Genomic DNA, 22,434 nt, shown 5'->3' on the forward strand with positions numbered 1-22,434 from the left:
TCGCGGTTGAGGTGATGGGGTTGGCTTCACAACCGAATCCTACGCCGCATCAGCGCTTTACACCACGCTCGCCAGCCTCTCAGGCGCCCTCTCGCGAATAAGACGGGTTAGCAATCAATGCCGAGACCATTACCGACCCCGGCGCCACACCTCGATAGGTCACTTGATCGTGAACAGACCAAAGCCGGGACCGCTCGGCACTATTCGGATTGAAAACCTCATGATCAAAGATGGCTATGACGTTGAACGTGTTCCGCCTCACCTCGGCGAAGATCAAATCGTCGGTCCGATCTACGTGACCGGGTTTTTGGACGTTCGTCCCGAGGTGAAAGTGGTGGTAGCCCATCGCGTTTAAGACAAAATCTTTGTCCGACCATCGATCCACTGGCGGGGCGTTTGGCGCGCGGGCAACGGGAGTATACCCCTTGGTGCGCGGCTCAATTGACAGATGAGGAGTCAGGTCATCGCCCCTCCCTACTTTATCGAGAAAAGCCGTGATGGCTGCCGCATGAGAGGCCCGACGCGGATCGGATTGTGCGGCAGGCTCTATTGAAATGGTACGAGGACGCTGGCCGACGTATCGTGAGCGCCAGCTGATATAATCAATGAGGAGCTCGGCGAGATGTTTCCGCTGCATGTGTTGCAGCGAAGCACGATCATTTGGGAAGCGCGGAATAGCCTGGATAAGCTCGCGCCTAAATTTCGTGATACGCAATGGCGCGTTTGCCGTCGCCGTTCCTCCGACCGTTGCCGCTTTGACCATCGATTGATCCCCCGTCCGGTTTACGCAACACTGCGTGTACGAAGGCTTGCAGGCTCGGAAAACAGCATACCTTGTAAGGCGACACAGGACCAGCACCGTAGGCGTATTCCAGCATCCTGAACTCTGCGTCGTATGTCACAAATGGGTCACAAGCCGCCGATCATGCTCAAGGTGGCAGTCTTCCGCTTTGCGTTGGTAAGCCGACGTTTATGAAGGACACGCCCTAGTTCGGCCGTCCCGCTCGTGGCGCTCGCGCATGCCCTGCTGGAAGATCACGTCGGCGTCCGCATGCTGACGAAGGGCGGCAAGGCGTAAGGTCGCGCATAAAAAAAGCCTCGTGCCGCGAGGCACAGGGGTCACGTGAGGATCGACGATGCAGAAAATCACGACGGCGAACGAGCGCGGCTAATGCGGACATAGGTGCCGCTCTCGTGCAGTTCGAGCCAGCCCTTCTCGACGGCGTAATCGATGCCAGCCCCGAACTCCGCACCCCTACCCTTGAGCGTGTAGAGGAACGGCGCGTTGATTTTCTCGATGTGGATGCGGCCATCCTGAACGGGTTCGATGCTGGAGGCCAGTTCGACCAGCGCGGGCGGCGGCCTCCGCGCTCGCGTCGGGCCGCTCTTCAATGTGTCTCATGCGCCAATACCCCGGTGAACCGTGTGGATGTGCTCCTCGCAACTGATCGAGATCGGCGCGCCGCAGAAGCACGTTGACTGGCCGTTCTGGTTCAGCGTTGGCATGCGACACCCCTCAGCCCACATGCAATATTTCCACGCATGGTAGTCGCGGCTGAGCCGCCACTCCTCGTAATTGTCCTCAGTGAGCGTCGGCTCCGCTTGCCGCCACGCGCCCTCGAACGCAACGCGGGCCTCGTCGAACGTCGCGGCAGAGCCAGATCGATGCGTGCCCGGCTCCGTGCCGGGATAGAAGCCGACGCGCCAGCCCCATTGGTCGGCGCTGGTCGGCACGCCCGCACGCGCACCAATCGATCCGACGCACACGTCGCCGAAATAGATTTGCCAAGTCTCCTGGTGCTCGTTGTCGCTGCGGCGTCTGGTGAGGACGGTCATGACGGGCGTTATAGTGCCCCTCTTTGCAGGTGAGCAACTGGATTGGCTGTGCCCCACGGCCGGGACCATAAGAGGTCAAGCCATCAAAAAGGGCCCCAGCCCACGTTAGGGCATGAGCCGGGACCTTCAGTTTTGCCCTCACGAGCTTGAGGGCTTGGGAAAACTCGGCAAATGTCGCGATGTTCCCGGCGCGTCAGAACAGCGGTAGCTGTATATCGACGCGGTGCCCGTGCCGGTCGAGGAAGCCCTCAAGCGACGGCGGGACCTCACCACGCTCCGCGCAGCGCTGGCGCAGCTCAACCGCAATTTCGTCAGACGCGTCCTGAGCCCAGCCTGCGCCGGGGTTGAAGCTGACGATCCTGACGGGGTTGTGGTACTGCCCCTCCATCAGATGGCGCAGCAGGGTCTCGCGTTCGGTGTGCGCCTCGTCCATCTCGGGCCACGCGCGGCCGAGCGGCTGGCCGTAGTCATCGAGCACCATGTAGATCTCCGGCTCTGCAGCGGGGGCAATCGACGGCGAGGAACGCATTACTAATCTCCCGGCGGGCTTGCGGCATTCCAGCCGCTCGCCACCCGCCCGTCAAGGACTCGACAAGGCCCCTGCCTGTTCCTAACTGCGCCGATATGTCAAAAGCTTTTGAGCCTGCGCCGCCGGTCATGGGAACCAAGGTTCCGACCTGCGCCGACTGAATGCACGAGATCAAATATGATGGCTACCGCCTGATCGTGGTGCGGGAGAACGACCGCGTGCGGCTGCTCACCAAGAACGGCCACGACTGGGCCGCGCGCTACCCGCGCATCGTCGAGGCGGCCCTGAAGAACCGGCAGAAGCACTTCGTGATCGACGGCGAGGCCGTGGTGCTGACCATGACCGGCCTGCCCGATTTCAACGCCCTGCACTCCCGCAGGCACGACGACGAGGTCCAGCTCTACGCCTTCGACATCCTGGCGGGCGACGGCGACGACTACCGGAGCCTGCCGTTGAAGCTGCGCAAGCCCCACCTCGCGCGGTTGCTGGCGCGCCGCCCCGAGGGCATCTTCGCTGCGCCCTATGAGCAGGGCGAGATCGGCCCCGAGCTGTTCCGGCAGGCGTGCCTGCACGGGCTGGAGGGCATGGTGTCGAAGCACGCCGACCGCGCCTATCGCGCCGGGCGATGCGACCACTGGATCAAGGTCAAGAACCGGCAGCACCCGGCCTTTCACCGCGTTCGAGACATCGTCTCGACTCAAAAAAAATAGCCCCTGTGCCGTGTGGCACAGGGGCACGTCAGTTCTAGAGGGCACTTATTTTGCGGTCATTTGCCCTGCTCCTCAAGCTTCTGTCGAACGCTGGCGCACCGCTCCGCCACCGTGACGAACTTGCCGTCACTGAGGCCCACCACACAGTTGACATCCTCCGTGAAAAGCTTGTTCGACTGATCCGGCTTGGCGGCGTGCAGGCTGGTGACGGCCCGAGGGTTGATCGACACTTCATGACCGTCAACGCTGTGCAGCACAATGAAGTGCAGCACCACGGTAAGCGCGATCATCTGTCGCCTCAGATATATTGCGCGCCGCTTGTCGGCGCCGAACCTGCGATAGTGCCGGGGAAGTAGTTGGCGCCGCCGCCGAAGGTGTAGATCAAAGCGAGCGCCGTTGCGAGGTAGCGCGTGCCCGTCACCGTGAATGCGCCAAGCGCGAACGTGCAGGTTGGAGCGGAGATAAACCCTTGCCGCTCAGCATAGGCGTAAGTGGTGATCGCCAGATTTGCCAAGATCGTCACGGTGATGTTGCGCGCAATAACCGCCCCGCCCTCCGATCCAAGGAGGTGCTGCGCAGCGTTCCCCGAAATGCTGTAATTGGTTCCGGCCGTGATCTTGGCACCTTGACCAAACGCGTACATATGAATGTGGTTGCCGCCGCCGACGCTAGCGAACGTGATGCCGGCCCCAATGATGATATTTCCGACACCGCCATTGCTGATTGCCGCGAGGCCGCCCGCGCCCGTTCCGACCGTCCCGTTCTGAATTGTCACGATAGCGGGTAGCGCGCACGAGCATGCAAGCGCGTTACCCGATGCCGCGTTGATCGAGCCACCGCCAAGATCAATCAGGATCGATCCGCCGCCGACCCACGGGCTCGCCATACTGATGCCAGCGGTGAACGCGCCAGCACCTTGAATGGTGATCGCCTGCCCCGCAGTGTCGAGTTTCTGCACAACGGTGTCATAGGCTTTTTGCAGTGTCAGGAACGCCGTAGCGCTGGTCAGCCCGTCGTTGCTATTCGAGCCGGTGGATGCGTTGACAAAATAGGTGCGCGCCGCCGTCAGCATTTCGCGGACAAGTGGCGCGGCTCCGCCGCTCGCGGTCCACTTTTCGCCGTCCCATGTGTAGATTGGCGAGCCCACAACAGAATAGGTTTGGCCAACTATCGGACTCGCCGGGAAATCAAGATGTGCCACGTCATTCGCCTCGCTCTAAGCGATCTCGAAAACACCAGTTGCAACAACAGTCCGACCGCTGCCGATAATCGTTGTGTTGTCGTATTTGGCGATGATCATTTGCGTGCCGAAGGTCTGCCAATTGCATTGGTAACCAACAGCCGCAATCTCCTTGCCACCACCAGCATTAGTTCCTATCGGCGTCACCGGCATATCGAACTGGATGTTTCCTGCCGCCGTACCTGCATTCGGCATCGAGACCGAGAACGAAAACAGGCACGATTTGCCAATGAGCTTGTAGCGGAAGGCGCAGGACGCCGACGTGAACGCGCCGCTGGTTGCGGTGACGGCTGGCATGGTCTGCGTCCACGCCGAATTGTCGGTTGAGTTACCCGGCGCGACGGCAACCCACTGCACCGTATTGCCGTCATTGTACCGGACGTAAAGCGCGCCAGTGTCGCTTTCCCACCATAGCGAATTGTCGGCGGCGCCAACGGGCGGCGTGTCCCTGATGTAGACCGTGCTGCCAGCGGCGACCCATGCCGCATTCTTGCGCCCGTAGATCGTGCCATCGCTGGGCGCATCCGGGATGCCACCGCCGAGCAATGAGATTGGCAATTGTGCATATTGCCCGGTCGCGGGATTGTAGATCAGCGCGTTGGTGGCCTGCGCTGGTACGGCGCCGATGGTCGGAAAATCGTTGTAGTCGAGATCAAAAAAATAATCGCCGTTCTGCTTGGTGACATCGATACCGGCGCGGCCGATCACCTGGGCAGGGAAACGCGGTGACACTTTCAGCTTGATGGCGCGGGGCTTGACGCTAAGGAACGGAATGCTCATGCGATTGCGGCGCTCCAACCCGTTACCATCTGCGCCTCTCCGACATCGTTCGGATGGGTGCCGTCCGGGCTCATTTGTGTGCCGGGATTGGTGATCAGCGTTGCACGATCCACCCCGATCAATTGCGGGTAGCCGAGCGCGCCGATAACGGTGCCCGCGACATTGGCATAACTCGTCAACGGGATCGGCAGGCTGGCCGCATTGTAGATCGTGCCGCAGAGGTAGACCGGCACGGTGCGGTTGATGGCGTGAACGGCTTGCAGGAAGCCGGTTAAATTGGACTGATAATTCGCGACCGGAATTTGGCTCAGATATTCGTTGGTGCCCGTCATCACAATCATCAGGTCGGGTGCGAGGTTGACGCAAGCCGTGCCGTCCGAGGGCACCACCACGCGCCCGCCATAACCCATGTTGAGGCAGCGAAAACCCCGGTTTTGCGCCAGCATGAACGGCCACGTTCGGCGCAAATCGGTCCCAGAAAACCCCTGCGTGATGCTGTCGCCGTAAGGCACCAGCAACCGCCCGGTGCGGCTCGCCGCAGCGGTGATGACGGACGGCGGCGTGACCTGAATTGGCCCGAACTCGACACCATCGGCGTAGGGCAAAATAATTTCATAGAGCCGGTCGGCGGCCGAACCCATGTTGATGGTGACGGTTGAAGTCACCACTTGGTTGATCGAACCTGGAGTTTGAAAACTGCTGTTGAAGACACCATCAACGAAAATGTGGCCGATCAGGTTGCGAGAGTCCGTCCGCGTTACGAGACCGTTCCAGCGGAGTTGCACCGCGACCGATGCGGCATTGGAGCGAAAGCGCTGTCGTGCTCCCGGCATACAATATTGATAGTCGCTGCCAGCATCATTGATTGGCCGCTGAAACCGCATGAAGCCGACGATGTAGGACGGCGCGACGCAATCGGTGTAGGCGATCAGCGGGTCATTGGCGAGATAGAGACCGGGGACCGGCGGATATTCCGAGCCGCCGCCAGTGACCGACATGCGCTGCGAAGCTAGTGCCATCATCACCATGATGGTGCCACTTCGTTGAAATTGAGATAGCTGGGAAGAGTAGCGCCCGCCACAGTGGGAACGCCGTCCGAGCGAACCTGAATTGTCGCTGTCGAGCCAGCGTTGATCAGCGCCTGCCCGAAATTGGTCAAGGTGGCGCTGGCAAATGAGCCGAGATTTGCCATAGAGGCGAAGTTGAACGAAAATTGGCACTGGCAATAGGTCGGGCCGCCGCTCACTGTCATGTAAACGTAGGCAGTAAAGACGTAGACCGATTTTCGCGGGGCCGTGAACACGTTGCTGGCAAAGGCTAAATTCAGCCCTGCCGGGTCGCCGGACGCACTGTCAAACGTGACGTTCTGGAATGTAGGACCGGTGGTGATCGATTGATTTGTGCTCTTTGTAAATGTGCCAGCGAACGGAATTTGCTTCGATTGAAGCACGTCCCAATCGGTGCCGTTCGAGCGCAACAGCACGCTCTCGTTAGCCCACATGATAATGCTGGCGCCGCTGCGACCGATGGCACCGGCCGGTGTCGTCAGCGTGAACAGTTTTGTCGCATTGGCGGCATTGCCGACCAAGAAGGCGAACATCTTTCCGGCGTTGCCAACCGGCGTCGGCAGCGTCGTCGTGAACGCCGCCGTGCCGGTGATGAAATGCAGCTTGCCGAATGCCGCTGTGGTCAGGGTCGAGGCAGCGGTGAGATTGACCACCGTGGAAAGGTCGAGGCCGCCGAGATTGCGATAGGATGCGGCGGTGTCTTGAACGTCCGCAAGATTATTGACGGGATCGAGCACCTTGGCCCACGCCAAGCTTTTACGCCCGTAGCTGGTGCCGTCATTCGGTGCGTCGGAAATGCCACCGCCGCCACCAAAGGCAGGGTGAACGTGATCCTCGCGCGCATATTTTACGGAAAGACCAACCGACCCCGTGCCACTCTCAACCAGCGGTGTCGCGGTTGCAGGAGCGGCACCGCCGCCAAGCAGCGAGATCGGCAGTTGCGCATATCGTCCGGTCGCGGGATCGAAAATCAGCGCGTAGGTCGCACCCGCAGGCACCGCACTGATGACCGGAAAATCGCTGTAGTCGAGATCGAGGAAATACTCCCCGCTCACCTTGGTCACGTCGATGCCAGCGCGCCCGGTCAGCCTCGATGGAAACTGCGGCAGAACCTTCAGCTTGATGGCGTCGCTCATTGCTGGTCGATACCTTCCATCACGTTGACGTTGCCGATCACGAGCTGCACCGTGCGGTCGTCGCGCGAGATGCGGACGCCGACGTGGTAGGCGCCAGGGCACAGGCCGCTCATCTGATCGTCAGAGAAGTCCCACTGGAAAGTGCCGACATCGGGCAGCGTGATCGAGCCGTCGTCGGTCGAGGCTTTCAGCCGCACGCCGCCCTGCTCATCAGCGACGCTCAGCGTCACCCGGCAACCGGTGATGTCGATGGTGTCGCCGCTCTCGGCGTCGGTGAGCACGATGGCTTCCGACCAGTCGCCGCGATTGGAGGCGGTCGCGAAATAGCCGGTGTACATGGCGCCTCACAATTTGATGTAGAGCGTGCAGAGCTTGCGCGGGCCGAGGGTGCGGAATGCCGCGCCGCCACCCGCGCTGTAGGTGGTGTCAATGCCATTCGAGCTATTGACGCGAACGCCGGTTGCAGCCGCGCCGATGCCAATCGTTTGATTGGGCGAGTAAGTGCAGGGATTGGGCGCGGTGCCGGTCTGGAAAGTGTTCTGAGTGACGGCGGCGCCGAAAGCGGGATGCCCGTGCGTCGGGTCATAAATGCCTGCGGCGTGGTAATGCGAGGGCATCTGCCCGATAGTCAGGGCGATGCTCTCACCGCCACCGAATGCGCCGAGTGTGAGGCCGGACGCGCCGAAATAGGTTGCGGTCAAACGGTTCGCCGCGACGTTGCCCATGTCGTCGAGGCCCGAGATCGCACAGCCCCGGAAATCCGGCGTCGCAATCGTCTTGTTCGCCGCCCAATCCGCCGCCGACGACGCGCCGCGAGATGGCGCCACCGGAAGCGTGCTGTCCCCGTTCCAGAGGAAATTGAACAGCGCCTGACAGTCCGCGTTGGCGCGCTCCGAGGCGCCCGACGTGGCCGAGCCGATGGTGCGCCCGTTCATGCGGACGAAACCGGCGAGCACGCCCGTGCCGTAGAACGGCTGGATCGCGCCGGTCTGGATCAGCGTGGTCGGATCGACGCCGCCAGCGCCGCCACCGCCCGCGCTGGGGCCGATCACGAGGATGCCGTCACGCGCGAGCTGGGTGACGCCGAACTTGTCGTCGAGGCGAACCTTGATGTAGCCGTCCGCCAGGAAGAACTGCGGCACGCGGCCAGCGGCGTCGAGCTGGATCGGGTTCGGCTGCAGGATCGTCAACGACGCGTCCTGATAGGGCTGCTGCGGCGTGCTCACCGTGCCCGCCTGAATGATGTAGAGCAGCGCACCCGACAGCGGTTTGCCGAACTCGTCGAACTGCTGGGTGAGCGAGAGCGGGATGGTGCCTGCCATCTGTGCCTCAACAAAAAGCCCGCCAGAGGCGGGCTACTGATCGCGGTTTGGTGAAACGTATAGTCGCGGGACGCGGCCGATCTGGCGCGACGCCTCCAGCGCCGGATAGCCGAACTGATCCATGGAACGCTGCGCGACGCCGAGCGCGTGCGAGCCCTCGCCGACGAGACGCGGCGAGCCCGCCGCAAGCGTCGCCGGGATCAGCGCGAGCGAGCCGACGTGGCCGCTGGCGAGATCGCCGAGCGCGTGGAATAGCTCGACGCCGCTCGCCGCCTGCGCGAGCCCGCGAGGTGCCAGCGAATTGAGCGACGCGCCCGCGATCTTGTCGGTGAGCTGCGGCGCGCCTGCAGCCTCGAGTTGGCGAACCATGTCGGCGCGCTTGCCGAAGTTGGTGTTGACGTTGTTGCGCATGATCGAGGTCAGCTTGCGCAGCGCCGCATCGACCGGCGCGTTCGGCTTGCCGATCAGCGTGCGCTCGATCTCGCGCAGCGCGGTCGAATATTTTTCGTAGTTCGCCATCGTCTTCGCATAGGTCGGGTCTTGCTTGACGATGGTCCCCTTGACCGCGTCGTAGAGATCGCCAGCGATTTTGCGCGCCGCCTTGTCCTCGAACGGGATCTTCCCGAGCACGTCTTCGTAGACGACCTTCTTCAGCTCGTCGAAGCCTGCGGGGGTGTGAAAGAAGGCGGGGTCGCGGCCCTTCCACTCGTTCACGAGGTCCACCAGCTTGTCGCGGATCGGCAGCAGCTCCTGACGCGGCCTGCCGTGATAATTGACGATGTTGTCGATACGGTTCACCGCAGCGTCGATGTCGTTGAACTGCAGCTGCGCCGGGTTGGCGCGGGTCGCAGCCATCTCGCGCTGATAGCTCGCCTGCGCATCGCGCTTCATCTGGTCGGCAGCAGCGCGCGCATCGGTGACGATCTCGTCGATGGGCGCATTGCGGCGCATCTGCGAGGTCAACGCCTCCGACGCGGCACCGCCCTCGCGCCCCGCCTGCCGAGCCGCTGCAATCGCGTCAGGGCCCGCGCCGGTCGTGACGCCGAGCGCGTAGTCGGCCATCTTCACCGCACCAGCCGCGGGCTTCGTCACGACGTTGAGCGGATCGACAAAGCGCCCCGCCGCGCCCGCGACCTTCGCGGCCTTCCCAGCGAGACCCGGCAGGCGCGCCAGCGCGGTCTCGCCGCCCGTGAGCACGGTCGAGATGTCGCCGAACACACCGGCAGGGTCTTCCGCCAGGGCGCGCTTGAAGCCTTCGGTCGAGCCGTAGCGGTTGGCGAAATACTGGTTCACCGCGTCGGCGTACTGGGTGTGCTCGTCGCCCGAAATCAGGCCACCCTTTTCGAGATAGCCCTGCCCGACATTCTTGATCGCGGTCGCGGTGTCGATGGGATGCAGGATCGGCTGCACGATGTCAGAGACGAAATTGCCGATGCTCGACGGCGCGTTCTGCAGCGCAAGACCCGGCACATCGGACCACGACAGCGGTCCCTCAGGAACAGCGGGCGCAGCAGCGGGCGGTTCCTCGTTGGCAAGTGGCGCGCTCTGCCAGCCGCCGCCAGTGACGACGGGTGCGTCCTGCCAGCCCATGTTCACTGTTTCCTTCGCGGCTTGCCATCCGGCCCGACGAACAGCGTGTTGGGCGGCAGCGCGTCATACTCCGCGTCGCTCGTGATCTTCACCGGGCCGCCCGCAGCTGGCGCAGCCGGTGCGTCACTGCCGGGGATCGGCCGACGCAGCAGATTGCCGCCGCCCCGCGAGCGGCCGAGGTCTTCGCCGATGCTGTCGAGGTGGCGCGTGAGGGCGTCGATCTTGGAGTTGATCGTCCACTTTGTGTCCTGCGCGGTGATGCTGTACTGCTGTGCCTGACGCTTCGCCTCGTCGATGTTCATGCCAGCGCCGGTCAGCATGCGCGTGAGAGCCTCGACGCCTGCGTCGAGCATGCGCTTGGTCTCGCCGGGCACGCCGACATTCGCCATCGCCTGCGTGTGGTTCTGCCAGTTGTCGATGCCGACATCGCCGCGCGCGACGCGGGCCTTGAGATCGGACAACGTGCCGATGAAGGAGCGCGCAAGACCGACGCGCGCAACGATCTCGTCGCCGACCTTGGCGGCCTCGCTGCCGGGGATCGGTTCGACACCTTTGCTCTTGTCGTTGGGGTCGATCCAGCGGTGGTTCGGCGGCAGTTTGCCGGTGTTCGCCTGCGCGGCGTTGGCTCCGGTGTCGATGGGCCCTTCGGGCCCCTGTTTCTTGACGCGCACCAGACGCTCGTTGCCGTCGTCATCCTTGACCGTCTTCACCTCGTAATCGTTCTTTACATCCCGCATCATGATCTCGGAGCGGCCTGTGCGGCTGTTGGTCCGCACCAGATTGTCGCCGACCACCTTGAAGTCGTAGGTGCCGGGATCGAGCTGCTTCTGCACGAGGCCGATGGCGAGCGGTCGCGTCAACGGGCTGCGGGCGAGCGCCGCGAGCTGCTCCGGGCTGATCGCCGGGGCCTGCGGCTGGTCGCTGACGAGCGCGCCGACCGCGCTGTTGCGCACCTCGTTGAAGGCGAGCGCGTTGCTTTGCGGCGCACCGCGCGACGCGCCCGACGTGATCTCGGGCGGCAGGCCGAGGTTGCGGTTGAAGCGATCCGCGTAGGACGACACCGAGGTGCCGAGGATGTCGCGCGCGTTCGGATTGTTCATGCCGCGCTCGCCAGCGAACCACGCCTTGGCCGCGCCGGTCGGGCCATACTTCTCGACGAGGCGGCCGAACTCGCCCTTGTAGACCGCGTCCTGCGCTTCGGGGTTGGTCAGAAACTCCCGCGGCGTCAGTCGCTGGCCGTAGTAGCGCCCCGTCCATTCGGGGATGTTCGCACCCATCACCTGATAGCGGCCGAAGGCGCGGTCGCCGGTCTTCGTCTGCGGGCCGACCAGCCGGTAGTTGCCCTGCGGACTGCCGCTCTCGATGGCGGACGTTGCCTGCGCGTAGCGCGCCATGGGATCGCCCGGCGCGACCGGCGCGACCGGCGCCACAGGTGACTGCTGGGCTGGTGCCTGCGCCACTTGTGCCTCAGCGCCGGGCCACGGCGGCGGCTGCGTGGTCGGGACCGGCGCGGCGCCGCTGCGGAACGGATACTGGCCGAAGGTCTGAGCCGACGCCTGGTCGAACCAAGGCGGTGCCGTGACGCCCGGCGGAACGGTCGGGCCCGGCACTCCAGTCGCCTCCTGCGGACGCGGCCGGGGCATCGGGACCGGGCCAGCGAGCGCCTGCGGTGGCGCGGCAGCGGCGGGGGGCGGTGCAGTCGCCGCGCCCGGCGGACTCACCACGGGCGGCGCCTGAGTCACCTGAGGGCCATTCTGCTGGGGGCTATTCTGACCCGAGCCGTAGAGCTGCGCGATCAGCCGCGCGGCCTCCTCCTCCTCGCGGTTCTTCCGCAGCGTCTCACCGATGCGCGCCAGCGGTGACCAGTCGATCTCGCCGATGAAGGAGCCCGGCATGTCATACCGGACGGGGTTGATCGCCATCGCCGGTCTCCTAGCCGAAGCCGAACATGCCGCCCAACTTGCTCAGGCCCTGCCCGAGCGGCGAGCCTGAGAAGTTGTAGGCGCCGCCAGAGTAGGCACCGCCGCCACCACCGCCGCCGCCACCCGTGAAGCTGGAGCCGAGGCCCGGCATGCCGAACGCCGCGCCCGCGATGGACAGGCCCGCGCCGAGCAGGTTCTTCGCGCCCGCCGCCTCGCCCGCCGCCTGCTGGTTGTTCGCCGCGACGTTGGTGTTCATGTTGTTGCCGTAGACGTTGGTCTGGTTCTGGCCGTAGGTCTGCGCGAGGTTTGCGAGGTTGGTGTAGCCGCCCTGCTGGCCCTGTGCCGCCGCCGCCGTGTACTGGCCGCCCATGCCCGCAGCGCCCTGCAGGCCCGCCATCCACGGCTGATATTGCGTCTCGTAGAGGTTCTTGGTGATCCAGTTGCCGGTGTCGATGTCGGCATTGCCACTCGCGTACATGCCGCCGATGGCGCGCCTGCGGTCGATGGCATCGAGCGCGGCGTTCTGCGTCAACTCGTAGCCGGGCGTGGTCTGGAAGACCGACTGCGCGCCCTTCGCGGCGTCGGTGCCGTTGACGCCGAGCGCGTTCATCCAGACATCGCCTGCGGCGTTGTATTTGGTGCCGAGCGCGGCGAGCGGGTCGTAAGCCGAGATGCCCTTGTTGAGCGCGGCGGTGCCTTCGCCGTAGGTGCTGTTGAGCGCATCAAGCGACGAGGTCTGGTACTGGGCCGCGAGCCGCCGGTTGGCTTCCGCAGCTTCGCGTTCGGCACCACCGCCGAACAGCGTGTCAAAGAAACCAGCCATGTCAGTTTGCTCCAGCCTTGAACTGGCCCTGTGTCGCGTCCCAGATCAGCACCTGATTGTTGGCAATCGAGGTGACGGTCGGCGGCGATGCGGGTGGAGAGGTCGGCCGCGAAAATTCGATGTAGCCGAACAGATTGACGAAGCCCTCGATCACCTTGAGCTTCTCGTACCAAGTCGGGTTCATGGTGCCGTCAGGCAAAAGGATCGGCACGTTCTGCGCGGGCAGCGAGAACTTCGTCCTCATCGCAGCTTGTCCCCGAGCATGTCCGCGCCCATGAAGGCGAAGTCCACGCCAGCGCTCTCCTCGAACCGCCAGCGCACGCCCTGCACTTCGGCCTGTCCCCAGATCGAGGCGCGCACGCGCCCGTTGGTGATCGCCTGCCGCCCGATCTTGACGTTGCGCGGGTTCGACCAGTCCTGACCGCCGTTGCGGGAGATCGAGATCGCGATCTCGACATTGGTCTCGTCGGGGTCGTGGCCGGTCGCGTCGCTCGCGCCCTTGGTCAGGTACAGCTCGATGGCGTTGATCCGCACCGCGTTGGGGAATGAACCGAACGGCCCGGTCTCGATCCGCATGTTGATCGGGTTGCCCAGCTCCTTGCGCACCTGCGCGCTGATCTCGCACAGGTTGGCGCCGTCGCTGTCGCCGCACAGCCACTTGTTGAAGGCCTGCACGGGATAGAGGCCGCGCCAATACTGCTGCAGGTACGAGCGCCGCTCGTGCCATGTGTTGAGCGTAGTGTCGAAAATCCAGCACCACGCCGCGCCCTGGACGACGACGAAGCCGTGGCCGCGCGAGTTGAACACGCCGACGCGAATGGCGCTCTTGTTGGTCTCGCGCTCGATCAGCGTATCGAGATCGGAGTTGGAGATCGGCACGCACTCGTAACCGTCGAGGCGCGAGACGCGGTAGTCGTCGCCGACGAGGAAGATGCCCTTGCCGAAGCCGTCCTCGCTGCCTGCAATCGCGGCGGGCCCGACGAGGCCGCGCGCAATCGTCGCGATGTAGGAGAACGGGTAGCCGCTGTCATTCGCGCCGCCCCACACCTCCAGCGAGGTCGAGCCGCATAGCAGTAGCTGGCCGTTGGCGAGCGGCACCGGACGGTAGAGCGTATCGGGCTTGCTCTCGGCCGTCGCCGAGTTGAGCACGTTGATGGTGGTGACGTTGACGTTCGAGGTGCGTGTGGTGCCGTTGCCGTAGGTGAAGACGAAGAAGCCCTTGTGGAACACCACCGCGTTGGGCTGGCCGACATTGGCGTCGGGATAGGTGACGACCTGACCGCTGCCGTTGATCCAGAATGCGCCGTTGCCCGGCGAGACAAACACCACGTCGGGATTGGCGGCGTTGTTGCGCGCACCGAACACGATCTCGCTGCCGGGGATCGCGCCCGGCAGCAGCGTGCCCACGCCGCCAGCGGCCGACCACGAATAGACCGACGTGCCGAACACGCCATAGAAGATGTTGTTGACCAGCACACCGCCACGGAAGCGGCCACTCGGCGTCGTGCCGAACGCGCTGAGGCCCGGCACCCTGAACCAGCCATACGGCTTGCCAGCGGTCTGCGGCAGCTTCTCCGGGTAGCAGTTGAGCACGCGGCCTCCCGCGGCCTGTGGCTTGAGACCCGGCGCTGTCAGGAGGGGAAACGGGACATCGCTCATCAGAAGTAATTCACCGCCAGCACTTCGTAGGTCGGCGTCTGCGCGATCAGGTAGCGCAGCCGCTGCTCGTGCTGCTGCACCGCCATGAGATCGAGCGGCTGGTTCGAGAACTCGGCCGCCGCGTAGATCGCGACGAGGCGCGCCATGGTCTCGAACACGAGGTTGGGGATTTCGTCGCGGTCGGAGATGGCGACGATCTTGTTGATCTCGGCGATCACGTCGTCGATGCAGCGGTCGATGGTCGCGTGCTCGACATCGCCGAGCGCCTCGCCCGGCACATACTTGCCGAGGATCGCCGCAGCCTTGTTGATCAGCTCCTCAGCGCTGTGGGTCTCTGCCATCACGGCACCAGCTTGATGGGGATCGAGAACGTCTCGATGGTAGGCACCCGGTAGTCCAGCACGGCGACGGCGAACTCGCGCTGCGCCGGTTGCGGCACCGGGCTTTCGCGCGTGCCCGAGCGGAACTTGACGAAGCCGAACGACACGGAATTTTCGCTCAGCACGACGACACCGACGCCCGGCTGCACCGTGAAGGTGACTTCGTGCCCGTTGTTGTCGAACAGATCGTTGTAGAACGCCCCGTCGCTGGAGACCTGAAACGTCAGCGGCGCGTTCAGCCAGTCGGCAGGCATCGTGATCCGCACGACGCGGCCCATGGTGACATCGATTGCGTCGGAGACGCTCTCGCCTGCCGCAATCACTGGCCCATTGATAACGATGACATTGCCGCTTGGCATCCATCCCTCCCCAAATGAAAAGGGCCGCTCAGCGGCGGCCCTTCTTCACCTTCTTCTTCGCCTTCGGCTTAGCGGTGCGCCTTGCCGACGTGCTCGTCCTTTTCCGTTTTCGCGGTCTCCTTGGGTTCATCACCCTTCGGAGCCTCCTTCGGCGGCGTGTAGTCGCTCACGCCCTCGACCTTCAACATGCCGCCAGCCTTCTCCAGGCGCGCCATCAGTGCGTCGTCGCAGATCACCGTGTCGGCCTTGCCGCTGAAGAGCGTGGTGCCGCCGATGTCCAGCGTCTTCGCCTCGCCCTTCGGCGCGGTGTACGTCACAGTTGCTTTCTTCATCGCGTTTCCCTTTACGGTGTACGTTCCACATGAAACGGAAAAAACGCCGGGCCGAAGCCCGGCGTTCCCTCACTTCATGTAGCCTTCCAGCAGCAGGTTGATCGTCGGTGTCGGGCCGAGACCCGCTGCCGCCACCGTCGCCGTCAACAGGATGTCGGTGTCGTCGGGAAACTCGTAGCCGACCGAACCGGCGACCAGCGCAGGCATCGCGCCGCCCGCCTGACCAATCGCGTTGGCGGCGAAGAAGCGCGCGTTGTTGCCAGCGTCACCGAGCGCCACCATCAGGGCCGCGCCGGTATCGAGGTCGCCGACCGTGCCGCCGATGGATTGCAGGATGAAGCCCTTGGGGACGCGGGCGATGGCCGTCTGCGCGTTGAGCGCAACGTCACCGGCAACGAGCGTGATGGCGGGACCGCCGAACACCTTCTTGGTGCGGGCGAAACCCTGACCGCCAGCCTGCGGCTGACGGTATGCAGTGCGAGGAGCCATGGTCATGATCTCATCGTTCGAGAGAAATCAGCGCGGGCGGGTCCGTCCACGCTGTCGTTATTGTTGGGTCGTGTCAGATCAGGTCGTGGCGACGAAGCCGGTGACCATGCCCCAATCGACGAGATCGCCGACCGTCGCGCCGGTCACCGTCAGCGGTGCCTTGGCGATCTTGCCGACGCCGTACTGAGCCTCGATGCCGAGACCGGTGACGAAGTCGTAGTCGCCGTCCTCCAGCTGCGTCGGGCGCGGCATCTGGCCGGTCGCGTAGGCCAGCGCGGCCTGACCGCACAGGAAGAACGGCTCGACGTTCGCCGACGCGGTGCCGATGGTGCCGAGGTTCAGACGCTGCGTGATCTCGGGGATGTTCTTGTAGAGAACACCGTCGAACAGCAGCGCACCGCCCGTGAAGATCGGGTTGGTGCTGGTGGGGTCGCCCTCACGCGCACGCGCGTCGCGGTTCGCCTGGTACATGACGGGATCGTTCTGCAGGCTGCGGAACGCACCGTCGCCGAGGAAACAGACATACATTTCCTCGTCCAGCTCCTCGATCTCCCACGGCGTGATCTTGGGGCGGCCGTTGTAGACGCCCGGATTGGCCGAGGAGACGCCCGACTGCTTCGCCTTCTGCTTGGCAAGCGAGCCCACTGCCGCCGTCATGATGTCGGCGGTGGTGTCGAGCAGCAGCGCCGCCGCCGCGAAGGTGGACGGCACCGCCGAGGCGGCCACCGTGCCGAACTGAACGCGGTCGAGGTTCGCGTTCATCCAGCTGTCCTTCTGGCCTGCGGTCGCAGCCGACCACTTGATCCCGTTCACGCGGTTGCCGGGAACGCCGAAGCGGTTCGCCTGCACCGACGCGGTCGGGATCGAGAGCAGCGCGTCCGTGATGTCATCACGAACGACACGGCGTGCCCAGCCGCGCAAGAGATCGCGCGCGGTCGAGCGGACGTTGAACGAGGACTCCTTGTTCGACGCGCGGTTGTTGGCGACCGCGTTGCGCGCCCAGTCCGCCCACAGCGGGAAGCCGTAGCTGTCGAGCATTTCCTCGTTGCCGCGCAGCGTGCCAGCGCCGACGCCGTCACCAGACATCTGGTTGACGAGCGGGACGTTGACCTGCTTGCCGTCGCTTTCGAGATCGGCGAGCCGCACGATGACGTTCGTGGAGCTGTCGCCCATGAACGGATCGAAGCGCGAGCGCCGCAGGAAGTCCGAGATCACCTGACGGCGAAACTTGATGACCTCGTTATTGACGTGGTTGGACGTAAGCATAGCCGCTCACCATTGGGTGATGCGCGGCGCGTCGTTTCAGCGCCGCTTTGCCTGAGTTGCGGCCCGGAACAGTTCAGCGTCGGAGGGTTCGACGGTTTGTGCGTCACCTCCACCGGCACCGATGTTGCCGAGCGATGGAGAGGCGACCGCAGGCTTGACTGGGCGAGCGACGTGTTGACCTGTCGCTGCCGCTTGACCTTTCGCAGCTTCAATGACGCGAGCCCGGTACTCGGGATCGGCCAGTGCTTCTTCGAGAATGCGCTTCCTGTACCCGTCGAGATCACCACCGATGTTGCGCAGCGTCTCGCCGTCCTGATGCCACTTGACGATGACACCGTAGGGATCGTGCGAACCCATTGCGCGCTGGTAGGTGCTCCACGCGTGCGGATCACCGCGCTGCATGCCCTGTTCAAGAGCCTGCCGTGCGGAGCCCACCTTCTCCTCGCCATGCCGCTGCATGGCGAAGTCCAGAGACATCGCTTCGCGCTGCATCTGGAATTGCGAGTGGATGTTTTCGAGGTACGGCTTCAGCTCCTGCTGCACGAACCCCGAGGGGTTCTCGAACAGGTCGATGCCTTTGGGCTGCTCGCGCTGCTGCTGTGGCGGCGCTTGCCGCGCCAGCAGCTGCATCTGCGCCCGCAGATCGTCGCGTTCACGTTCGGCCCTGCGCCGCGCCTCAGCCTCCTCGCGCAAGCGACCCGGCGGAACGGGCGCGTTGTCGTCGGTCTTGGCTTCAGGCTTCAGTTCGGGCTTCGGTTCGGTCTTGCCGTCCGGTGCCAGGGCGGCCGGTTTGTCCGGCTCCTTCACGGGTGGCGGGTTCTCGAACTTGTCGAGCGTTTCGGCTTCGACAGCCGCATTGAACAAAGCATTCTCGTCGAGCGCGTCAGCGCCCTGCGTTACGTCAGTCATTGCCTTGTGGTCTCCCCGGAATGTCGTTTCCGGCAAACGTGGCCCGGCTATCGCGACGAGCGGCGTGGCGAGACATCCCTCTCGCTGGGTGATGCGATCTCGCTCGCATCAGGCGTGTGCGTGATTTCGTTCACGCGGACGAAGGATGTTGCGGGCGCGGGGACAGGCCGCGCCCGCCCGTCACCGGCCTGCCGCATAACGACGGGCTACGCGATGACGGTTTTCTATTTCTGTGCGGTCTGACGACGCGCGGCAGCGAAGCGCGCGACGCGCTCGCGGCTGTCGCGATCTTCAGCGCGGTGGAAGTCATCCACGCGCCGGTCGAGATTGCGGTGATAGGTCTCGATGCCACGGCTGGCGATCTGCTCGATGGACTGCGAGAAGCGATCAGCATGACGCTGCGCGTGGTCGGCGAGCAGCTGCAGCGGCGTGACGCGGTCCTTGTTGCGCAACGCTTCGGCCGAGGCGCGCTTGTGCTCCGCGGTCGCCTGCGTCTCCGCGATGTTGGCGAGCTGCTCCGCGTAGTCGAGCGGCGTCTTCGGTTCGGGACCGCCGTCCGGCATGCCTTCGGTGCGCGCCTTGGCGATGTTGAGGAAGCCTGCGGTCTGCGCCTTGCCTGCGTCGGCCTGCGCCTTGCCAGCCTGCGCGTTGGCGAGAGCAGCTTCGGCCATGGTCTTCTGGATGATGGCGTTCTGCGCTGCCTGCTTCGCAGGGTCGGGCTGCGCCAGCATGCCGAGCAGCTTCTTCTTCTCGGACGGCGGCAGGTTCGACGCCTCGATGATGAGCTGCGGCGGCACCGGCACGTTGTTCTGGTTCAGCGACATCAAGAGATCGAAGATGTCGCCCATCACCGTCTCGGTGTCCGGGCCCTCATCGACCTTGATCTCGACATCGATGTTGCCGAGCACGTTGACCAGCATCGGGCGGCCATACGGGTCCAGCTCGACGCCGTTGATCTGCATGAACTGCGCGACGTTCTGGTCGCCGGTCACGCGCAGGAAACGCTCGCCAGTCCAGTAATGCTGCGCGGCGACCCAGCAGGCGCGGTAGCGCTCCAGCTTCCACATGCGGAAATTCTTCAGGAACGGCCCCAGCTCCGCGAGCCCGGCCTGCTGCAGCATGTTCGCCGCGCGACCGGAGACATTCTGGCCAAATTCCTGGATCAGCTGCTGGTTCGGGCCGAAGCTGTCGATCTCGGTTTTTGCGTCTTCGTAGTATTTGGTCTGCTGCAGGAACTCCTGCTCCGGCTGCAGCACCTCCAGCGCCTTCGGGTCTCCGGTGTAGACCAGCACGCCGTCAGGCCGCGCAGCCTCGCGCCGCGTCACCTCGATGTCGTCAACGGCCCCCTGCGCGATCTTGAGCTGCCGCGTGTTCATGATGTGGATCGCCTTGGAGCGGTGCTGGTTCAGCCCGTCCTGCGGTCCCTTGAGGCGGCGCACGAAGCCGTAGTGATCACCGTCGATGTCGATCATGTTGGCGAACGCGTGATACTTGGAGATCGACAGGCCGCGTTCGTTGAAGAACTGGCTCTCGCCGCTCATGATCTCGACGTTGCCCGTGTGCAGGCACCAGCGCCACTGATCGCCGCGCTTGTACCAGTGGTCGATCAGGCGCACGCGGCGGCGGCTATCGACCCAGAGGCTCTCGCGGTCGGTATCGAACGCGGTCCAGTAGCCGCCGTCGCTGTCGAGATGCTCCTTGACGAGCTCCGACGCGCCGTCGGCGAGCGCGTCCAGCTCGTCGATGTCCGCCCATTTGTAGACGCCGTGAAAGCGGTTGTCGCCGAAGTTGGAGCGCAAGCTGCGCGGGTCGTAGAAGAACGTGCGCGGGTCCACATAGACAAAGCGCAGATCGGGGTCGCCCTTGTCTCCGGGCACCAGCATCAGCTCATCGATGCCGATGCCATGCACCAGCGCGTCGCGGCAGCATTCCACTTCAAGGTCTTCGGCGAACGAGGCGTCGTTGATGGTGCGGATCACCTGCGTCGCGACCTCAGCCCCCTGCTCGCCGTTCGGCGTGTTCGGATAGCACTTCGGGTCGGTGCGCAGGCGGCGGATGGTGCCCGACAGGCTGTCGATCTTGCGCCCGGTGCGGTCGAAAGTGATCGGCGGCTGGTGCCGCTTGCGCAGCACCTTGAGCTGCTCTGGCGTCCACTGATCGACGTGATAGTAGCGCCACGACTGCCGCTGCTCCTCGATCTCGCGCGATTTCGCCGAGCAGTAGTCCTCGAACTCACGACGGCGGATGATCAGTTTCGAGGTGGCTGTGTCGCTGGGACTCTCGTAGCTCGCGTAGTTTGCGACAGCCGTGTCGAGATTGATCATAGCGTCATGGCATCCACATTGTTGTTGCGTTTCACCGAGCGGTAGCCGTCATCCGGCAGCTTGACGATTGGCGCCGCGCCGACGCGGCCCTTCACCATCTTGTCGAGCAGCTGGCCGACGAGGCCGAGCGCGTCGCCCTGGTCGTCGTGCTTGCCAACCCACAGGTTGAGAATTTCGGCGAAGAAGTCCGCCGCCCATGGCGCGTTCTTCGGATAGAAGATGCCGTCGAGCGCGAGCCGACCTTGGATCGAGCGCGCCCGCACCGCCTTGTCGCCGCGCGTCGGAAACTGCTCACGATTGACCCACACGCGGCGCTCGCGCATGCGGCGTTCAAGGAAGGGGCCGACCGACGCCTTGATCTGGCCAGTCTCCTCGGCCCACGCGAGCGGCTTGTACTTCTCGACCAGATCGCAGAAGGCCTCGATCCAGACATCGGTCGTCTTCTGACCGCGCCAGACATCTAGCAAATAGAGGTTGTTCAGGTGATCGACACCGAGCACGACGTGGACGGTGAAGTCGCCGCCCTCGTTCGTCACCGCGTAGTCGCTCGCGCCGTAGCAGCGCATCAAGGTGTGGGATGGCGCGATGTCGAGCGGCTTGAACCACTGGGTCTTGAAGAAGTCGCCCTCGTCGGGAGCCGGCGCCTGCTGGTACAGCGCCGACCACACGCGCGGCGGCGTCGTCTCCTTCAGCTCGCGCAGCTGCTCGCCGTAGCCGTAGGCGTCGTCACCCCACAGAAACTCGCCGGGCGCGCGGCCGAGCTGGTCGTTCGCCTTCGCTTCAGCGGGCAGCGAGATCACTTCCCACGGCTGGTGGTTGAGGCAGCGGCCCGCGAGGTCGTCCTCGTGCCAGCGCGTCTGGATCAGGAGCTGCCGCGCGCCGGGGATCAGGCGAGGCCGGAAGTCGTAGAGGTACCACTCCCACAGCCGCTCACGGATGGTCTCGCTGTCGGCGTCCTCCCTGCTGCGCAAGGGATCGTCGATCACACCGAACAGCGCGCGGAAACCGGCGATGCCGATGCGCGCGCCAGCGGCGAGATACTCGCCGCCCTCCTTCACCGCCCAGCGGCCCGCCGCCTGGTTCTGGTCGTCAGGCGTGATCCCGAGGATCGACGAGTTTTCGGCGATCAGGTTGCGGACGCGGCGGCCCCAGCGTTCGGCCAGCTCCGTGGTGTGCGAGGCCGCGAGAAACTGCGCCTTCGGAAAGTGCGACATCGCCCACGGCGGGAACAGGACCGAGGCGTAGGTCGATTTCGCGGAGCCCGGCGGCATGAACACCGCGAGGCGCGGGATGTCACCCCGCGCAAGGGCCTCCAGCTTTTCGATCAGCAGCAGATGGTGACGGGCTGGCGTGTAGCCGTTTGCGATGCACCACTCCGCGAGGGACGCGCGAAGCAGTTTTCGCCGGAGGATTTCCCCTGCGGCGTCTTCCGCCGAGATCATGATTGCTGAAGAAGCGGCCCATCAGATCGAAGGCCGCCCTGATTTCCTGCTCGTTCGCCACGCCATCATGAACGTGGGATACAAAATGCGGCATCCCGATCAAGCGACCCAGCCGCTTGGCCGACATCCCGGTGATGTCAGTGAACGCATCGACCACTGACATAAGCGCAAAGTGGTGCCGCTCTTTTTCTTGTGACATTGCGGGCTCCCAGAGCTGGCCCCGGTTGTTTGGACAGCGCCCCGCTGGATTTAAGTGGATTCCTGCCGGGTTATGCTGAACGCGGGGCTTTACGGTTTTGTCGTTGCGTCGGGAGGGCGT

Annotated in this window: 26 protein-coding genes; 2 read left to right on the plus strand and 24 right to left on the minus strand. The window is 64.3% G+C overall.

The window, feature by feature from the left end; all coding sequences use genetic code 11:
- Nucleotides 1-79 precede the first annotated feature (79 nt).
- The 4 genes from QJT78_RS38705 to QJT78_RS38720 form a co-directional block, all read right to left on the minus strand.
- Nucleotides 80-763 carry a hypothetical protein gene (locus QJT78_RS38705; RefSeq protein ID WP_281460487.1) on the minus strand — a complete coding sequence of 228 codons (684 nt, stop codon included), beginning with the start codon at nt 761-763 and terminating at the stop codon, nt 80-82.
- A 383-nt stretch (nt 764-1,146) separates the two neighbouring features.
- Nucleotides 1,147-1,392, minus strand: coding sequence for a hypothetical protein (locus QJT78_RS38710; protein WP_312016847.1), 246 nt, complete (start codon nt 1,390-1,392; stop codon nt 1,147-1,149).
- Between the two features lie 6 nt (nt 1,393-1,398).
- Entirely contained in the window at nt 1,399-1,836 is a 438-nt protein-coding gene (locus QJT78_RS38715) for a hypothetical protein (RefSeq protein ID WP_038943585.1), read from the minus strand.
- A gap of 193 nt (nt 1,837-2,029) precedes the next feature.
- Nucleotides 2,030-2,365 (minus strand): hypothetical protein, encoded by a 336-nt coding sequence (locus tag QJT78_RS38720; protein ID WP_038943587.1) that lies wholly within the window; start codon nt 2,363-2,365, stop codon nt 2,030-2,032.
- Between the two features lie 161 nt (nt 2,366-2,526).
- Here QJT78_RS38720 and QJT78_RS38725 point away from each other — a divergent pair, with 161 nt between their 5' ends.
- A complete protein-coding gene (locus QJT78_RS38725; protein ID WP_240537612.1) occupies nt 2,527-3,075 on the plus strand; it encodes an RNA ligase family protein in 549 nt (182 codons plus the stop codon).
- A gap of 56 nt (nt 3,076-3,131) precedes the next feature.
- On the opposite strand, the gene QJT78_RS38730 is transcribed toward QJT78_RS38725, so the two are convergent.
- The 20 genes from QJT78_RS38730 to terL form a co-directional block, all read right to left on the minus strand.
- Nucleotides 3,132-3,365: a hypothetical protein gene (locus QJT78_RS38730; RefSeq protein WP_038943588.1), complete on the minus strand. Its 234-nt coding sequence runs from the start codon at nt 3,363-3,365 to the stop codon at nt 3,132-3,134.
- Nucleotides 3,366-3,373: 8 nt separating this feature from the next.
- Complete coding sequence (locus QJT78_RS38735; protein WP_157790282.1) at nt 3,374-4,276, minus strand: hypothetical protein; 903 nt, start codon at nt 4,274-4,276, stop codon at nt 3,374-3,376.
- Nucleotides 4,277-4,291: 15 nt separating this feature from the next.
- On the minus strand, nt 4,292-5,095 hold the full coding sequence (locus tag QJT78_RS38740; RefSeq protein WP_038976452.1) for a hypothetical protein: 804 nt from the start codon (nt 5,093-5,095) through the stop codon (nt 4,292-4,294).
- Nucleotides 5,092-6,123 carry an SGNH/GDSL hydrolase family protein gene (locus tag QJT78_RS53255; protein ID WP_038953505.1) on the minus strand — a complete coding sequence of 344 codons (1,032 nt, stop codon included), beginning with the start codon at nt 6,121-6,123 and terminating at the stop codon, nt 5,092-5,094. Before QJT78_RS53255 ends, QJT78_RS38740 begins: the two co-directional genes overlap by 4 nt.
- Nucleotides 6,117-7,298, minus strand: coding sequence for a hypothetical protein (locus tag QJT78_RS38750; RefSeq protein ID WP_038953506.1), 1,182 nt, complete (start codon nt 7,296-7,298; stop codon nt 6,117-6,119). Before QJT78_RS38750 ends, QJT78_RS53255 begins: the two co-directional genes overlap by 7 nt.
- Nucleotides 7,295-7,636, minus strand: a complete 342-nt coding sequence (locus QJT78_RS38755) for a hypothetical protein (RefSeq protein ID WP_038953507.1) — start codon at nt 7,634-7,636, stop codon at nt 7,295-7,297. Before QJT78_RS38755 ends, QJT78_RS38750 begins: the two co-directional genes overlap by 4 nt.
- Nucleotides 7,637-7,642: 6 nt before the next feature.
- Nucleotides 7,643-8,620: a hypothetical protein gene (locus QJT78_RS38760; RefSeq protein ID WP_049810369.1), complete on the minus strand. Its 978-nt coding sequence runs from the start codon at nt 8,618-8,620 to the stop codon at nt 7,643-7,645.
- A gap of 33 nt (nt 8,621-8,653) precedes the next feature.
- Entirely contained in the window at nt 8,654-10,210 is a 1,557-nt protein-coding gene (locus QJT78_RS38765; RefSeq protein WP_038953509.1) for a hypothetical protein, read from the minus strand.
- A gap of 2 nt (nt 10,211-10,212) precedes the next feature.
- On the minus strand, nt 10,213-12,132 hold the full coding sequence (locus QJT78_RS38770; RefSeq protein WP_212490717.1) for a hypothetical protein: 1,920 nt from the start codon (nt 12,130-12,132) through the stop codon (nt 10,213-10,215).
- 10 nt (nt 12,133-12,142) lie between these two features.
- A complete protein-coding gene (locus tag QJT78_RS38775; RefSeq protein ID WP_212490716.1) occupies nt 12,143-12,955 on the minus strand; it encodes a hypothetical protein in 813 nt (270 codons plus the stop codon).
- A 1-nt stretch (nt 12,956) separates the two neighbouring features.
- Nucleotides 12,957-13,199, minus strand: a complete 243-nt coding sequence (locus QJT78_RS38780) for a hypothetical protein (protein WP_038953735.1) — start codon at nt 13,197-13,199, stop codon at nt 12,957-12,959.
- Complete coding sequence (locus tag QJT78_RS38785; RefSeq protein WP_281460488.1) at nt 13,196-14,614, minus strand: hypothetical protein; 1,419 nt, start codon at nt 14,612-14,614, stop codon at nt 13,196-13,198. Before QJT78_RS38785 ends, QJT78_RS38780 begins: the two co-directional genes overlap by 4 nt.
- Complete coding sequence (locus tag QJT78_RS38790; protein WP_212490714.1) at nt 14,614-14,955, minus strand: hypothetical protein; 342 nt, start codon at nt 14,953-14,955, stop codon at nt 14,614-14,616. The genes QJT78_RS38785 and QJT78_RS38790 overlap by 1 nt, the downstream gene beginning before the upstream one ends.
- Nucleotides 14,955-15,353 (minus strand): hypothetical protein, encoded by a 399-nt coding sequence (locus QJT78_RS38795; RefSeq protein WP_038954062.1) that lies wholly within the window; start codon nt 15,351-15,353, stop codon nt 14,955-14,957. Before QJT78_RS38795 ends, QJT78_RS38790 begins: the two co-directional genes overlap by 1 nt.
- A 68-nt stretch (nt 15,354-15,421) precedes the next feature.
- Nucleotides 15,422-15,685: a hypothetical protein gene (locus QJT78_RS38800; protein WP_038954063.1), complete on the minus strand. Its 264-nt coding sequence runs from the start codon at nt 15,683-15,685 to the stop codon at nt 15,422-15,424.
- Nucleotides 15,686-15,754: 69 nt separating this feature from the next.
- Entirely contained in the window at nt 15,755-16,180 is a 426-nt protein-coding gene (locus QJT78_RS38805; protein WP_038954065.1) for a hypothetical protein, read from the minus strand.
- A gap of 72 nt (nt 16,181-16,252) precedes the next feature.
- Nucleotides 16,253-17,440, minus strand: a complete 1,188-nt coding sequence (locus QJT78_RS38810) for a DUF4043 family protein (protein ID WP_281460489.1) — start codon at nt 17,438-17,440, stop codon at nt 16,253-16,255.
- Nucleotides 17,441-17,476: 36 nt separating this feature from the next.
- Complete coding sequence (locus tag QJT78_RS38815; RefSeq protein ID WP_212490711.1) at nt 17,477-18,349, minus strand: hypothetical protein; 873 nt, start codon at nt 18,347-18,349, stop codon at nt 17,477-17,479.
- Between the two features lie 224 nt (nt 18,350-18,573).
- The gene (locus QJT78_RS38820; protein WP_212490710.1) at nt 18,574-20,673 is read right to left on the minus strand and encodes a hypothetical protein; all 2,100 of its coding nucleotides are present in this window, start codon (nt 20,671-20,673) and stop codon (nt 18,574-18,576) included.
- Nucleotides 20,670-22,115: a phage terminase large subunit gene (gene terL, locus QJT78_RS38825; protein WP_281460490.1), complete on the minus strand. Its 1,446-nt coding sequence runs from the start codon at nt 22,113-22,115 to the stop codon at nt 20,670-20,672. Before terL ends, QJT78_RS38820 begins: the two co-directional genes overlap by 4 nt.
- Between terL and QJT78_RS38830 the strand changes: the two genes are divergently transcribed.
- Nucleotides 22,114-22,275 carry a hypothetical protein gene (locus QJT78_RS38830; protein WP_155257989.1) on the plus strand — a complete coding sequence of 54 codons (162 nt, stop codon included), beginning with the start codon at nt 22,114-22,116 and terminating at the stop codon, nt 22,273-22,275. The genes terL and QJT78_RS38830 overlap by 2 nt on opposite strands.
- Nucleotides 22,276-22,434 lie beyond the last annotated feature (159 nt).

The sequence above is a fragment of the Bradyrhizobium sp. Mp27 genome (genome assembly GCF_029953005.1).
GTDB lineage: Bacteria > Pseudomonadota > Alphaproteobacteria > Rhizobiales > Xanthobacteraceae > Bradyrhizobium > Bradyrhizobium barranii.